At 67.9% G+C, this 14,757-nt stretch carries 13 protein-coding genes; 8 read left to right on the top strand and 5 right to left on the bottom strand.

Translation table 11 applies throughout. The annotated features are described in order from the left end of the window. Nucleotides 1–23: 23 nt before the first annotated feature. Complete coding sequence (murB, locus tag EZ313_RS04420) at nucleotides 24–1,073, bottom strand: UDP-N-acetylmuramate dehydrogenase (protein ID WP_135261990.1); 1,050 nt, start codon at nucleotides 1,071–1,073, stop codon at nucleotides 24–26. 43 nt (nucleotides 1,074–1,116) lie between these two features. Between murB and EZ313_RS04415 the strand changes: the two genes are divergently transcribed. From EZ313_RS04415 to EZ313_RS04405, 3 genes are read left to right on the top strand one after another with little or no spacing between them, the layout of a single operon-like run. Then, nucleotides 1,117–1,602, top strand: a complete 486-nt coding sequence (locus tag EZ313_RS04415; RefSeq protein ID WP_135261989.1) for a YajQ family cyclic di-GMP-binding protein — start codon at nucleotides 1,117–1,119, stop codon at nucleotides 1,600–1,602. Nucleotides 1,603–1,622: 20 nt separating this feature from the next. Then, nucleotides 1,623–2,261, top strand: coding sequence for a retropepsin-like aspartic protease family protein (locus EZ313_RS04410; protein ID WP_135261988.1), 639 nt, complete (start codon nucleotides 1,623–1,625; stop codon nucleotides 2,259–2,261). Further along, a complete protein-coding gene (locus EZ313_RS04405; RefSeq protein ID WP_135261987.1) occupies nucleotides 2,261–3,874 on the top strand; it encodes an MFS transporter in 1,614 nt (537 codons plus the stop codon). Before EZ313_RS04410 ends, EZ313_RS04405 begins: the two co-directional genes overlap by 1 nt. Before the next feature lie 97 nt (nucleotides 3,875–3,971). Here the strand turns inward: EZ313_RS04405 and plsY are convergent, their stop codons facing one another. From plsY to EZ313_RS04390, 3 genes are read right to left on the bottom strand one after another with little or no spacing between them, the layout of a single operon-like run. Further along, on the bottom strand, nucleotides 3,972–4,604 hold the full coding sequence (plsY, locus tag EZ313_RS04400) for a glycerol-3-phosphate 1-O-acyltransferase PlsY (protein ID WP_135261986.1): 633 nt from the start codon (nucleotides 4,602–4,604) through the stop codon (nucleotides 3,972–3,974). Between the two features lie 25 nt (nucleotides 4,605–4,629). Beyond that, nucleotides 4,630–5,121 carry a Cys-tRNA(Pro) deacylase gene (gene ybaK, locus EZ313_RS04395; RefSeq protein ID WP_135261985.1) on the bottom strand — a complete coding sequence of 164 codons (492 nt, stop codon included), beginning with the start codon at nucleotides 5,119–5,121 and terminating at the stop codon, nucleotides 4,630–4,632. 7 nt (nucleotides 5,122–5,128) lie between these two features. Continuing rightward, nucleotides 5,129–6,190 carry an aldo/keto reductase gene (locus EZ313_RS04390; RefSeq protein WP_135261984.1) on the bottom strand — a complete coding sequence of 354 codons (1,062 nt, stop codon included), beginning with the start codon at nucleotides 6,188–6,190 and terminating at the stop codon, nucleotides 5,129–5,131. A 97-nt stretch (nucleotides 6,191–6,287) separates the two neighbouring features. Here EZ313_RS04390 and EZ313_RS04385 point away from each other — a divergent pair, with 97 nt between their 5' ends. Further along, complete coding sequence (locus EZ313_RS04385) at nucleotides 6,288–7,025, top strand: DNA-formamidopyrimidine glycosylase family protein (RefSeq protein WP_135261983.1); 738 nt, start codon at nucleotides 6,288–6,290, stop codon at nucleotides 7,023–7,025. A gap of 111 nt (nucleotides 7,026–7,136) precedes the next feature. Here the strand turns inward: EZ313_RS04385 and EZ313_RS04380 are convergent, their stop codons facing one another. Then, nucleotides 7,137–8,882: an acetate--CoA ligase gene (locus EZ313_RS04380; RefSeq protein WP_135261982.1), complete on the bottom strand. Its 1,746-nt coding sequence runs from the start codon at nucleotides 8,880–8,882 to the stop codon at nucleotides 7,137–7,139. A 26-nt stretch (nucleotides 8,883–8,908) separates the two neighbouring features. On the opposite strand from EZ313_RS04380, the gene EZ313_RS04375 reads away from it, so the two are divergent. The 4 genes from EZ313_RS04375 (at nucleotide 8,909) to pepN (ending at nucleotide 14,757) form a co-directional block, all read left to right on the top strand. Next, nucleotides 8,909–9,814 (top strand): alpha/beta fold hydrolase, encoded by a 906-nt coding sequence (locus EZ313_RS04375; protein WP_135261981.1) that lies wholly within the window; start codon nucleotides 8,909–8,911, stop codon nucleotides 9,812–9,814. A 179-nt stretch (nucleotides 9,815–9,993) separates the two neighbouring features. Beyond that, a complete protein-coding gene (locus EZ313_RS04370; protein WP_135261980.1) occupies nucleotides 9,994–10,914 on the top strand; it encodes an SEL1-like repeat protein in 921 nt (306 codons plus the stop codon). Nucleotides 10,915–10,997: 83 nt separating this feature from the next. Next, nucleotides 10,998–12,102, top strand: a protein-coding gene (gene prfB, locus EZ313_RS04365; RefSeq protein WP_135261979.1) for a peptide chain release factor 2 whose coding sequence is annotated in 2 segments (ribosomal slippage) — nucleotides 10,998–11,078 and nucleotides 11,080–12,102 — 1,104 coding nt in all. Because the reading frame shifts where the segments join, the coding sequence is not laid out codon by codon here. Nucleotides 12,103–12,114: 12 nt separating this feature from the next. Further along, on the top strand, nucleotides 12,115–14,757 hold the full coding sequence (gene pepN / locus EZ313_RS04360; RefSeq protein WP_135263566.1) for an aminopeptidase N: 2,643 nt from the start codon (nucleotides 12,115–12,117) through the stop codon (nucleotides 14,755–14,757).

The raw sequence follows: 14,757 nt of genomic DNA, 5'->3' as shown, positions 1-14,757 counted from the left end.
CGACCAGCGAACCGGTCAGCGGATCAGACCACCACCGGCTCCGGCTCCAGCCGGATGCCGAAGCGCTCGTACACGCTGGTCTGGATCGCGCGCGCCAGGGTGACGACCTCGCCGCCCGTGGCGCCGCCGCGGTTGACCAGCACCAGCGCCTGCTTCTCGTACACGCCGGCATTGCCCACCGACTTGCCCTTCCAGCCGCAGGCGTCGATCAGCCAGCCGGCGGCCAGCTTCACGCGGCCATCGGGCATCGGGTAGTGCACGATGCCGGGCTCGCGGGCGATGATGTCCGTGCACTGCTCGGGCGTCACAGTCGGGTTCTTGAAGAAGCTGCCCGCGTTGCCGATCACGCGCGGGTCCGGCAGCTTGGTGCTGCGGATGGCGCACACCCAGTCGAAGATCTGCCGCGGCGTGGGCTCGCGCACGCCGGTCTCTGCCACCTTGCGTTCCAGGTCCGCATACCCCAGCACCGGCTTCCACGGCTTGGGTAGCCGCAGCCGCACGCGCAGGATCAGCGCCCGGCCCGCCAGGCCCATGCCGCGCGCGCTGCCGCCCTCGGGCGCCTGGTGCTTGAAGACGGAATCCCGGTAGCCGAAAGCGCACTGCGCCGCATCGAGCGTGAAGACCCGGCCGGTCTGCAGGTCGATGGCGTCGAGCGACTCGAAGCGGTCCTGCAATTCGACGCCGTAAGCGCCGACGTTCTGCACCGGCGATCCGCCCACGGTGCCGGGGATCAGCGCCAGGTTCTCCAGCCCGGGCAGGCCCTGCTCCATCGTCCAGCGCACCGTGTCGTGCCAGTTCTCGCCGGCGCCGACCTGGACGATGGTGGCGCGCGGCCCGTCCTCGATCACCTCGCGCCCGGCGATCTCCACCTTCAGCACCAGCGGCCTCACGTCGCCCGTGAGCACGATGTTGCTGCCGCCGCCCAGAATGAACTTCGGGCGCACGGCCAGCTGCGGGTCGGCCAGCAGCTGCACCACGTCGGCCTCGCTGCGCACGCGCACGAGTTCGCGCGCCTTGGCGACGATGCCGAAGCTGTTGTGCGGCGCGAGGGAGACGTTGTGCTCCACGATCATGGGAGAATTGTCGCCCAAGCGCGCCGGGCGCAAGGGAAGTGCAATGCCGTCATTCGATACAGTCTGCGAGCCCAACCTGGTCGAGGTGAAGAACGCCGTCGACAACACCGCCAAGGAGATCGGCACCCGGTTCGACTTCAAGGGCACGTCGGCCGCCATCGAGATCAAGGAAAAGGAAATCACCCTCTACGGAGACGCCGAGTTCCAGCTCGGCCAGGTCGAGGACATCCTCACGAACAAGCTGGCCAAGCGCAACGTGGACGTGCGTTTCCTCGATAAAGGCAAGGTCGAAAAGATCGGCGGCGACAAGGTCAAGCAGGTGGTCAAGGTGCGCAGCGGCATCGAGTCGGAGCAGGCCAAGAAGGTCCAGAAGCTCATCAAGGACAGCAAGCTGAAACTCCAGGCCTCCATCCAGGGCGACGCGGTGCGCGTCACCGGCGCCAAGAAGGACGAACTGCAGGCCGCCATGGCCCTGATCCGCAAGGAGATCAGCGACCTGCCCCTGTCCTTCAACAACTTCCGCGATTGATCAGAAAAGGCATCTCCCGCATGCATAAGGCGCTTCTCGCCGTGTCCCTGCTCGCCTGCGTTCCGGCCTGGGCGCAATCGGTCGCCCTGCAGGGGATGATGGGCAACCGCGCCCTGCTGATCGTCAACGGTTCCGCGCCCAAGCCGGTGGCGCCGGGCGACACGCACCAGGGCGTGAAGGTCGTCTCCACGTCGGGCGACCAGGCCGTCGTGGAGATCGATGGCCGGCGCAAGACCCTGCGCGTGGGCGAAGCGCCGGCCAGCGTCGGCGGCAGCGGCGCCGCGCCCAGCGGCTCGAAGATCGTGCTGACGGTGGGCACCGGCGGCCATTTCCACAGCGAAGGCAGCATCAACGGCCGCGCGACCTTCTTCATGGTGGACACCGGCGCCACCAGCATCGGCATCGGCGCGTCCGAGGCGGATCGTCTCGGCCTGGATTACAAGTCCGGCCAGCCGGTGCGCCTGGGAACGGCCAACGGCGTCACCATGGGCTGGCGCGTCATGCTGGGCACGGTGCGGATCCGTGACGTGGAAGTGCGCAACGTGGAAGCGGTGGTGAGCCAGCAGCCGATGCCGTACATCCTGCTGGGCAACAGCTTCCTGAACCGGTTCCAGATGCGGCGCGAGAACGACCAGATGGTGCTCGAGCGCCGCTACTGATGTCCGACCCCGAGCGCGCCACCCTCGAGCCGCCGCCGGTTTCCCCGCCCGTCACCGCGTTCGGGCCGCTCGGCAATCCGGTCTTCCGGATGCTGTGGTTCACCTGGTTCGCGGCCAACACCACGATGTGGATGAACGACGTGGCTGCCGCCTGGCTGATGACGTCGATCGCGCCCACGCCGCTGTGGGTCGCCCTGGTGCAGTCGGCCTCCACGCTGCCCGTCTTCTTCCTCGGCCTGCCCAGCGGCGCGCTGGCCGACATCCTGGACCGCAAGCGCTACTTCATGGCCACGCAGTTCTGGGTGGCCGGCGTCGCCACGCTGCTGTGCGGCGTGATCGTGATGGGCTGGATGAGTCCGGGCCTGCTGCTGGCGCTCACGTTCGCCAACGGGATCGGACTCGCGATGCGATGGCCGGTGTTCGCGGCCATCATCCCGGAGGTGATCTCGCGGCCGATGCTGCCGCAGGCGCTGGCCCTGAACGGGGTGGCCATGAACGGCTCGCGCATCATCGGGCCCCTGGTCGCCGGCGCCATCATCGCCGCCGCGGGCAGCGCCTGGGTGTTCGTGCTGAACGCGGTGCTGTCGATCGTGGCCGGCTTCGTCATCATGCGCTGGCGCCGCGAGCACAAGGAGAGCCCGCTCGGCCGCGAGCGGCTGTCCAGCGCGATGCGGGTCGGCGTTCAGTTCGTGCGCCAGTCCAGCCGGATGCGCGGGATCCTGCTGCGCATCTCGGTCTTCTTCCTGCACTCGACGGCGCAGCTGGCGATGCTGCCGCTGGTCGCGCGCGGCCTGCCGGGCGGCTCGGCCGGCACGTTCACGCTGCTGCTGGCGTCCATGGGCGCGGGCGCCATCGTCGCGGCACTGCAGATGCCGCGCATCCGCGCCTGGCTGCCGCTGCAGCGGCTGGTCTTCACCGGCACCGTGCTGCAGGCGATCGGCACGCTGGCGGTGGCCTACGCGCCGAACGTCGCGGTGGCGGTGCCCGCGATGGTCGTCTCCGGCATGGCCTGGATCACGGTGGCCAATTCGCTGACGGTGGCCGCGCAGATGGCCCTGCCCGACTGGGTGCGCGCCCGCGGCATGTCGATCTACCAGATGTGCCTGATGGGCTCCACCGCGGCGGGCGCGGCCTTCTGGGGCCAGGTCGCCACCTGGAGCAGCCTGCGCGACAGCCTCACCATCGCGGCCTTCACCGGCGTGATGCTGATGTTCACGGTGCAGAAGCTGATGAGCGACCGCGGCACCGAGGAGGACCTGACGCCTTCGCACGTGCTCAAGGTGCCGGAGATCCCGGTGCCGCCGAGCTCCGGGCGAATCCAGCTGTCGATCGAATACATGATCGACCCGGCGCGCGAGAGGGAATTCCTGGCCGTGATGGAGGAGAGCCGCCGCAGCCGGCTGGCGCAGGGGGCGCTCGCTTGGCAATTGCTGCACGACCTTTCGGAGCCGGGGCGGTATGTCGAGCAGATCACAGACGAGTCCTGGGTCGAGCACCTGCGGCGGTTCGATCGGATCACGGCCGCTGATACGCAGCTGCGGGATCGCCGGCTGGGATTCCACCTCGGGGAGGAGCCGCCGAAGGTGACGCGGTTCGTGGTGGAGCGGGAGTAGACGCTTGGTCTGCTCCCTCTCGCTCTGGGAGAGGGCTGGGGTGAGGGCACGCGCGGTGCTTTGTCGAGCACCGCGCCTTCGCGGGAACGACGGGTCTTCAAGCCCTCTTCTTCGCCCCCAACCGAGACTCCGTGCCCGCCAGCAGCCTCTTGATGTTCTCCCGGTGCCGCCACCCCAGCAGCGCGGCCATCGCGACCAGCGCCATCACCACCGGCGCCTCCGCGTACCACGCGACCCGATCACCGAGCAGGAAATACACCGGCGCGAACACCGCCGACACCAGCGAGGCCAGCGAGGAATACCGGAAGAAGAACGCGATGATCAGCCACGTGAGCCCGGTCGCGATGCCCAGCAGCCAGTGGATGCCGAACACCGCGCCGATGAAGGTGGCCACGCCCTTGCCGCCCTTGAAGCGGAAGAAGACCGGATAGAGGTGCCCGAGGAAGGCGCCGACCGCGACCATCGCCACCGTGCCGTCTTCCAGCCCCCAGCGCTTGCCGTAGATGCGCACCAGCAGCACCGGCACGAGACCCTTGAACGCGTCCAGCAGCAGCGTGACGATGGCGGCCGCCTTGCTGCCCGAACGCAGCACGTTGGTCGCGCCCGGGTTCCTGCTGCCGAAGGTGCGCGGATCCGACAGGCCCATGGCGCGGCTGACGATGACGGCGAAGGCGAGCGAGCCGACCAGGTAGGCGGCGATCGCGGCGAGGGCGGGATACAAGGTGTTCATCGACCGCCGATTCTGCCTCTTCCGTTCACTCCTCCAGCGCGCAGCGCACCGGCTTGGCCTCCAGCAGCCGCACGCAGGCCTGCGGGTCGATGCCGACCAGGTAGCCGCGGCGGCCGCCGTTGATGGCGATGCGCGGCAGGGCGAGGATGGTCTCCTCGATGTAGACCGGCATCTGCCGCCGAGTGCCGAAAGGCGAGGTGCCGCCCACCAGGTAGCCGCTGTGGCGGTTGGCCACTTCGGGCTTGCACGGCTCGACCGACTTGGCGCCGATCTGGCGTGCCAGGTTCTTGGTGGAGACCTTGCGGTTGCCGTGCATCAGCACGATGAGGGGGCGCGCCTTCTCGTCTTCCATCACCAGCGTCTTCACCACCGTGAACGGATCGAACCCGAGCACCTCCGCGCTGTGCGTTGCGCCGCCGTGTCCGACGTACTCGTACGGATGTTCGGTGAACGGCACGCCATGCGCCTTGAGCATGGCCGTCGCCGGCGTTTCGCTGACGTGCTCCTTGCGCGCCATGGCGTGGTCAGACGGCCGGGTCCCGCAACTCCCAGCGGATGCGGTCGCATTCCGCGAGCAGTTCGGCGGGAAGCGTCGTGCCCCACGCATCCAGGTTCTCGTCGAGCTGGGCAAGGGACGTGACGCCGATGATCGTGCTGGCCACTTGCCACTTCGTGTAGCAGAAGGCCAGGGCCATGCGGGTGGGCGTGAGGCCGTGCTGGCGGGCGAGCGCGTTGTAGCGACGGGCGCCGGCCAGTGCCTCGGGCCGGCCCCACCGCCTCTGCCGCACTTCGTCGAACTTCTTCAGGCGGGCCTCGGCGGGCACCTGCTCGCCCGTGAGGCCACCCTGGTCGTACTTGCCGGTGAGCAGGCCCATGGCGAGGGGTGAGTACGCCAGCAGCGATACGCGCAGCCGGTGCATCGTTTCATCCAGTCCGTTCTCGACGCCGCGGTTGAGCAGGCAGTACGCGTTCTGCACCGTCGCGATTCGCGCAAGCCCATGCTGCTCGGCAAGACGCACGAACTCGTGGACGCCGTAGGGCGTCTCGTTCGACAGCCCGATGTGGCGCACCTTGCCCTGCCGCACCAGGCCGTCGAGCGCCTGCAGCTGTTCGAGGATCGGCGTCTTCGATCGTTCGGTGGACGGGTCGTAGTACATCGCTCCGAAGGCGGGCACGCTGCGCTCGGGCCAGTGGATCTGGTAGAGGTCGATCACGTCGGTCTGCAGCCGCCGCAGCGACCCCTCGCAGGAGGCCACGATGTCGGCGCCGGTCATGCCCAGGCCCTCGCGTACCCAGGGCATGCCGCGCGACGGCCCCGCGACCTTGGTCGCGATGACCACCTTCCCGCGCACCGAAGGGTTCTTGCGCAGCCACCGGCCGATGAGCGCCTCCGTACCGCCGTAGGTTTCCTTGCGCGTCGGGAAGGAATACATCTCCGCGGTGTCGATGAAGTTGACCCCGCGTTCCACCGCGCGATCGAGGATGGCGTGCGCATCCGCTTCGGCGACCTGCTCGCCGAATGTCATCGTGCCGAGGCAGACGGGTGTGACGCGAAGGTCGCTCGCGCCGAGCGCAACGAGGTTCATGGATGACATGGAACAGGCATCGGGGCGGACAGCCCCCGCAGAAGGGAGCTGCGCAGAATAAACCAACTCCCCTTGTCCGCCGCCGCGACCGCACGCCATGCCCGAAGGCCCTTCGCTCGTCATCCTGCGCGACAAGGCGCAGGTCTTCGAAGGGCGGCGCATCCTGCGGGTGGAAGGCAACACGCGCATCGAGGTCGATCGCCTGCGCGGCCGCGTCGTGCAGGCGGTGCGCACCTGGGGCAAGCACTTCCTGCTGGAGACCGCCACCGTCTCGCTCCGGATCCACCTGCTGATGTTCGGCAGCTGGTGCATCGACGAGCGCAAGCCCGACAAGCCGCTGCGCATCGGCCTGGGCTTCGCCGGCGGGCGCGAGCTCAACTTCTACAGCTGCGCGGCGCGGCTGGTCGAAGAGCCGCTGGACCTGCTGTACGACTGGTCCGCCGACGTGATGTCGGACCAGTGGGACCCGAAGCTCGCGCGCAAGCGGCTGATCGCGCACCCCGACACGCTGGCCTGCGATGCGCTGCTGGATCAGTCTATCTTTTCGGGCGTCGGCAACATCATCAAGAACGAGGTGCTGTTCCGCATCCGCGTGCACCCGCTCTCGCGCGTCGGCGCGCTGCCGCCTGCGCAGCTGCGCGCGCTGGTGAAAGAGGCGCGGCAGTACAGCTTCGATTTCCTGGAGTGGAAGAAAGCGTACGTGCTGCGCAAGCACTGGCTGGCGCACACCAAGCGCACCTGCCCGCGCTGCGACATCCCCTTCCACAAGGGGCATCTCGGCCTGACGCAGCGGCGCAGCTTCTGGTGCGATGGGTGCCAGGTGCGATATGAGTAGCGGGGCGAACAGCCGTACGCAGAGAACGCGGAAAGAGCGCAGAAAGCGCAGAAGAATTCATCGATCGATTTCCGCGCTTTCTGCGCCATCTGCGTACGGCTGTTCTGGTGTCTACGCGCTGCGCGCTTTTTCTTCTTCCCGCAGCCGCAGCACGCGGCGCTGCACCTTGCCCGTGGTGGTCATCGGCAGGGCCTCGATGAACTCGATCTCTTTCGGGTACTCGTACGGCGCAAGCTTGCCCTTCACGTGCTGCTGCAGTTCGGCCACGAGCGCGTCGCCACCGTTGTGGCCGGGCGCGAGCACGACGTAGGCCTTGACCAGCGCGCCGCGCTCCGGGTCGGGCTTGGGCACGACGGCGGCGTTCGCCACCGCCGGATGCTTGACCAGGCAGTTCTCGATCTCGCTGGGCCCGATGCGGTAGCCGGCCGCCTTGAACACGTCGTCGGCGCGGCCCTGGTACCAGAGGTAGCCGTCCTCGTCCCGCGTCGCCAGGTCGCCGGTCCGGCACCAGTCGCCCGTGTACTTGCGCCGCGTGGCGCCGTCGTTGCGCCAGTAGCCGAGGAAGAAGATCGGGTCCGGGGCCCCGTTCACGTCGTAGCGGTTCACTGCGACGTCGCCGGGCACACCGGGCGGGCATTCCTTGCCGTCGTCGTCGATCACCGCGACGCGGTGGCCGGGATAGGGCCGGCCCATGCTGCCGGCTCGCGCGGGCCAGCCCACGCCGCCGTCCGTGCGGCCATTCATGCTGCAGTTGCCGACGACGTAGTTGATCTCGGTCTGGCCGAACATCTCGTTGACCACCACGCCGAGCTGGTCGCGGCAGTAGGCGAACACCGCGTCACCCACCGCTTCGCCGGCGCTCATGATGGCTTGCAGCTTCAGGCGGTACTGGCGGGCGGGTTCGGGGAAGGCCTTCATCATGGCCTTGAGCGCGGTCGGGAAGAGGAAGCTGTGCGTGACGCCGTGCTCCTGCATCAGCGCGAAGGCGACTTCGGGATTGAAGCGGCCGTTGTAGGCGACGATGGGGCGGCCGAAGTAGAGAGATGGCAGTAATGCATCCATCAGGCCTCCGGTCCAGGCCCAATCGGCGGGCGACCAGAAGACGGCATTGGATTCGCTCCCGGGCTGAGGGCTGAACCCGAACCAGTTCTGGCTGCACACGAACCCCGGCAGGTTTCCGATCAGTGCCCGGTGCGGGATCAACGCCCCCTTCGGCGGCCCGGTCGTGCCGCTGGTGTAGATCAGCACCGCGCCTTCGTCCGCCTTGGTCTTGACGGCGGTGAAGCGAGGCGCCTGCTTGGCCAGCTCCACGCCCCAGTCCAGGTCGGCCTGCAGCGCCGCGGCGCCGACGCCGACGACAGTGCGCAATCCGGCGCAGTTGCGGCGCACCGCGAGCAGGTTGGCGATCGAGCTCTCGTCGCACAGGGCGACCACGGCTTCGCTGTCCTGCAGGCGGTATTCGAGCGCTTCGGGGCCGAACAGCATCGACAGCGGCATCGCCACCGCGCCAATCTGGAAGATGGCGATGTAGGCGATCGCGGTTTCGAACCGCTGCGGCATCACGAGCGCGACACGGTCGCCGCGCTTCACGCCGAGCGACGCCAGCACGTTGCTCAGGCGGTCGGCCTGGGCCTGCAGCGCGGCGAAGGTGAGCTGGCCCGCCTCGCGCCCCACTCCGTGCGCGCGGATCGCGACGCGCGTCGCGCCGTCCGGCGCCTGCGCCCAGCGCGTGCAGCACGCCTGCGCGATGTTGAAGCGCTCCGGCACCGCCCAGCGGAACTCGCCGTGCATCCGCGCCCAGTGGTCCGCCGCTCGCGGCGCGTTGTCCCCCTTGTCCCTGCCTTGACTGACGGGCATCGGCCTGCCTCCTATGATTCGGCGCAATGTACCAACCCCGCAGAACGTCGCGCAGCGAGTTTGTCCCGATCCGCCAGCTGCGCTACCACGTGCGCATCTGGGGCGAGCCGGCTGCGGACAAGGCGCCGCTCGTGATGGTCCACGGCTGGATGGACGTCGCCGCTTCCTGGCAGTTCGTGGTCGATGCGTTCTCGCGCGACCACTACGTCATCGCGCCGGACTGGCGCGGCTATGGCCTCACGCAATCGCCCGGCGCGGACAACTACTGGTTCCCCGACTACCTGGCGGACCTCGACTTCCTGCTCGACCACTATGCCGGCGACCGACCCGTCGATCTGGTGGGCCACAGCATGGGCGGCAATGTCGCGATGCTCTACACCGGCGCGCGCCCGCAGCGAATCCGCCGCCTCGTGAACCTGGAAGGCTTCGGCATGCCGGCCACGCGGCCGTCGCAGGCGCCCGGCCGCTATGCGCGGTGGATGGACGAACTCAAGGCGTTCCACCGGGGCGAGATGGATCTGAAGTCGTACGACACGGTGGACGGCGTGGCGCGGCGCCTGATGAAGACCAACCGCCGGCTGTCGCAGGACAAGGCGGACTGGCTGGCGCGCCACTGGGCGCAACAGGACGACGACGGCCGCTGGCGCATCCTGGGCGATGCCGCCCACAAGATCACCAACGCCCAGCTGTTCCGGGTGGACGAGGTGCTGGAGTTGTACGGGCGCATCACCAGCCCGGTGCTGTCGGTCGAAGCGAGCGACGACAGCCTCGGCCAGTGGTGGCAGGGCAAGTTCACGCTGGCCGAGTTCCATGAACGGCTCAAGGCCGTGCCACAGCTGAGGCAGGCCCGCGTCGACGACGCCGGGCACATGCTTCACCACGACCAGCCTCAGCAGCTGGCGGCTCTGATCGAAGAGTTCATCGGCAGCTGAACCGCTGCCCCGCCACGGCTCTCAACGGCAGAGCTTGCCCTAGCACGCAAGCTGATGCGTGTCTGCCTCAGCGAGTGCAAAAAATCCACATTTGTAGGACTTGTCCGTCGGACACCGGACTCAGCTTGCCGTAGGAGGTCTCCTACTCATAGACTGTCGCCAAAGTTGAGGTGACTCGGATGAGCAGGAAGTTCTGGTCGCTGTGTCTCGCAGCGATTCTCTCGCCCTGTACTGCGCTCGCCACGGATGAGACGGAGCAGGGACTCGCCACACTCTGGGAAGTGCTGTGGCACCAAAGCGGCACGCCCACCCGCATCGTGAGGTGGGAAAACGACATTCGCATGCGCATGACGGGTGTCGAACTGCCGCGCCATCGTGACTACGTGTTGAAGGCCCTTCGGGACGTGACGGCCGAGACAGGCGTGCGCCTGATCGACGTCACGGATCAGCCGGGCGAATTCGCCAACCTCACCGTCGAGATCACGCCCGACACCGCGCTGGAGGACAACCAGCCCTGCGTGACCTACCTGGACTTCCGCAGCGAAGCCAAGGTCGACACCGCTACCATCCAGATGCGCAGCAAGGACGCCTGGCGCTGTGCCTACCACGAGGCCATGCACCTGATGGGCGTGCGCGGCCACCCCGCAGGCAAGACGGTGCTGAGCTACTTCCCCTGGAAGGTCGACAGCCTGATGCCGCTGGACCGCGTCATGCTGCGCGCCTGGTATTCGCCGCGGATGAAGGGCGGCATGACGCCTTTCGAGGCGCTGCCCATCCTGGCGGACGAACTGATCGCCACCGCGCCCGACAAGGCCGCCGCCTCGCAGATGCGCGATCGCTTCTTCGCGACCACCGTCGAACAGATGCAGGCCTATGCCGCCGGCCGCGGCGACATCCCGGCCATCGTCAAGCGTTCGGGCAAGGCCACCGAAGAAGGCATCCGCCACGGCCGCTCGGAAATGAGCTACTTCCTGGGCGTCGCGTTCTTCGAAGGCGCCACGGTCAGGCCGGACCAGAAGCAGGCCCTGACCTGGTTCGAGCGCGCCGCCAGCGCGGGCAACCGCCGCGCGCAGTCCTACCTGGCCGGCCCGGGGCGCTGATCCACACGCCGGCCCGGCCGGCGCGCGGCTCCTCGAGCAGGGTCGCGTGCCAAAATCCATGGTTTTGGAAGCACACGAGAACCATGGACGCAGAACGCATCAACCTCATCGGCACGACCCTCTCGGACCTGCAGGGCAGGACGGCCGATCTCCGGAGGTATCTTTGACTTCGATGCCAAGTCCGAGCGCCTGAGGACCGTCAACGCCGCGCTGGAAGATCCCGCGGTCTGGAACGATCCGAAGAAGGCCCAGGAGCTGGGCAAGGAAAAGAAGCAGCTGGACGGCATCGTGCTCGTGCTGCACGACCTCGACCGCGAGCTGTCCGACAACCTCGAGCTCTATGAAATGAGCAAGGAGGAAGGCGACCAGGCGGGCCTGGCCCACATCGAGGCCGAGACGGCGAAGCTCACGAAGATCGTCGAGGACCTGGAGTTCCGGCGCATGTTCGACAAGCCGGCCGACCCGATGAACGCCTTCCTGGACATCCAGGCCGGCGCCGGCGGCACCGAGGCGTGCGACTGGGCCGGCATGCTGCTGCGCCAGTACCTCAAGTACGCCGAGCGCAAGGGCTTCAAGGCCAACGTCGAGGACGAGACGGCCGGCGACGTGGCAGGCATCAAGAGCGCCACGATCAAGGTCGAAGGCGATTACGCCTACGGCCTGTTGCGCACCGAGACCGGTGTGCACCGCTTGGTGCGCAAGTCGCCCTTCGACTCCGCGGGCGGGCGCCACACCAGCTTCGCCAGCGTGTTCGTCTACCCCGAGATCGACGACTCGGTGGAGATCAACATCAACCCGGCCGACGTGCGCGTGGACACCTTCCGGGCCTCGGGCGCCGGCGGACAGCACATCAACAAGACCGATTCGGCGGTACGCCTGACGCACGTGCCCACCGGCATCGTGGTCCAGTGCCAGGACAGCCGAAGCCAGCACAGCAACCGCGACGTGGCCTGGCAGCGGCTGCGCTCGCGCCTGTACGACCACGAGATGCGCAAGCGGATGGAAGAGCAGCAGAAGCTCGAGGACACCAAGACCGACGTGGGCTGGGGACACCAGATCCGCAGCTACGTGCTGGACCAGAGCCGCATCAAGGACCTGCGCACCAACGTCGAAATCTCCAACACCCAGAAAGTCCTGGACGGCGACCTCGATCCGTTCATCGAAGCCTCGCTCAAGCAGGGCGTCTAAGGAAAGAACATGATGCGCGAAGGACAGAGCGCGGTGATCTACCGCGCCGACTACCAGCCCCCGCCCTTCTGGATCGACACCGTCGAACTGTGCTTCGACCTCGACCCGGCCAAGACCCGCGTGCTCAATCGCATGAAGCTGCGGCGCAATCCCGACGTGCCGCAGCAGCCGCTCAAGCTCGATGGCGACGAGCTGAACCTGGCGCGCGTGATGGTCAACGGCCAGGGCACCTCGTTCCGCATGGAAGGCTCGCGCCTCGTGCTGGAGAACCTGCCCGAGGGTTACGAGCCCTTCGAGCTGGAGATCTTCACCACCTGCTCGCCGGCCAAGAACACCAAGCTCATGGGCCTGTACGTGAGCAACGACTCGTTCTTCACGCAGTGCGAGGCCGAGGGCTTCCGGCGCATCACCTACTTCCTGGACCGGCCCGACGTGATGGCCAGCTACACGGTGACGCTGCGCGCGGACAAGCAGAAGTACCCCGTGCTGCTGTCCAACGGCAACCTGGTGGACCACGGCGACCTGGACGAAGGCCGCCACTATGCGCGCTGGGTCGACCCGTTCCGCAAGCCCTGCTACCTGTTCGCGCTGGTGGCCGGCCAGCTGGTCGCGCGCGAGCAGAAGATCGCCACGCGCAACGGCAAGGAACACCTGCTGCAGGTGTACGTGCGCCCCGGTGACCTGGACAAGACCGAACACGCGATGAACTCGCTGATGGCGTCGGTGGCCTGGGACGAGGCGCGCTTCGGCCTGGCGCTGGACCTGGAGCGCTTCATGATCGTCGCGACCAGCGACTTCAACATGGGCGCGATGGAGAACAAGGGCCTGAACATCTTCAACACGAAGTACGTTCTGGCCAACCAGGCCACGGCCACGGACACGGACTTCTCCAACATCGAATCGGTGGTCGGCCACGAGTACTTCCACAACTGGACCGGCAACCGCATCACCTGCCGCGACTGGTTCCAGCTGTCGCTCAAGGAAGGCCTGACGGTCTTCCGCGACCAGGAATTCAGCCAGGACCTGGCGGGCGAAGCCTCGGCCCGCGCGGTCAAGCGCATCGAGGACGTGCGCGTGCTGCGCACCGCGCAGTTCCCGGAGGACGCCGGCCCGATGGCGCACCCGGTGCGCCCCGACCAGTACCTCGAGATCAACAACTTCTACACGGTCACGATCTACGAGAAGGGCGCCGAGGTCGTGCGCATGATGCAGACGCTGGTGGGCCGCGAAGGCTTCGCGCGCGGCATGACGCTGTACTTCCAGCGCCACGACGGCCAGGCGGTCACGTGCGAGGACTTCGCGCAGGCGATCGCGGACGCCAATCCGCAGTCGCGGCTGCATGAACTGCTGCCGCAGTTCAAGCGCTGGTACAGCCAGGCCGGCACGCCGCGCGTGAAGGCCGGCGCCCACTGGGACGCGGTCACGGGCCAGTACGAACTTTCGCTGTCGCAAAGCTGCCCGCCCTCCCCCGGGCAGCCGGCCAAGGAACCATTCGTGATCCCGATCGCGTGGGGCCTGATCGGGCCCGACGGGCGCGAGGTCGCCAGCGGCATGCACGTGCTCACGCAGGCCAGCGAAACGCTCACGATCCCGGGCGCGCCGGCGGGCGCCGTGCCCTCGCTGCTGCGCGGCTTCTCCGCGCCGGTGATCCTGGACTTCGACTACACCGACGAGCAGCTGCTCGCCTTGCTGGAGCACGACACCGACCCGTTCAACCGCTGGGAGGCCGGGCAACGGCTCGCCGTCAACCGGGCGCTCGCCGCGATCCATGGCAGCGGCGAGATCGTCCTGGACAACGCCTTCATCGGCGCGATGCGCAGCATCCTGCGCCATCGCACGCTGGATGCCGCCTTCAAGGAACTGGTGCTCACGCTGCCCGCGGAGACCTACATCGCCGAACAGCTCGACGTCGTGGACCCGCAGCGTGTGCATGCCGTGCGCGAATCGATGCGCGAGCAGATGGCCACCGCGCTGCAGGACGACTGGGCCTGGGCCTATGAGCATCACAAGGACAACGGCGCGTACCGGCCCGATCCCGTGTCGTCCGGCCGCCGCGCGCTGGCCGGACTGGCCCTCACGCACCTGTGCATCGCCGCGCGCTCGTCGGGCGACGGGGTGTGGCCCGGCAAGGCCTACCAGCGTTTCAAGGACGCTTCGAACATGACCGACCGCTTCAATGCGCTGTCGGCGCTGGTGGTCAGCGGCCAGGACCTGGCCCGGTCCGCGCTGGACAAGTTCCACTGCATGTTCAAGGACGAGCCGCTGGTGCTGGACAAGTGGTTCTCGCTGCAGGCCGGCGCGCCCGACCGCGGCGGCAACATCCTGCCGGCGGTGCGCCAGCTGATGCAGCACCCGGACTTCAACATCCGCAACCCGAACCGCGCGCGCAGCCTGATCTTCAGCTATTGCAGCGCGAACCCGGGCGCCTTCCACCGCGCGGATGCCGCGGGCTACGTGTTCTGGAGCGACCGCGTCATGGAACTGGATGCGATCAATCCGCAGGTGGCGTCGCGCCTCGCGCGCGCGCTGGACCGCTGGCGCAAGCTGGCCGAGCCGATGCGCGGCGCCGCCCGCGAAGCCATCGCCCGCGTGGCCGGCAAGCCGGATCTGTCCAATGACGTGCGCGAGGTCGTCACCCGCGCGCTCGCCGACTGA

Source organism: Ramlibacter henchirensis (genome assembly GCF_004682015.1).
Classification (GTDB): domain Bacteria; phylum Pseudomonadota; class Gammaproteobacteria; order Burkholderiales; family Burkholderiaceae_C; genus Ramlibacter; species Ramlibacter henchirensis.
Note: the sequence above shows the minus strand (reverse complement) of the source record. Positions and strands in the feature narration are given on the sequence as shown.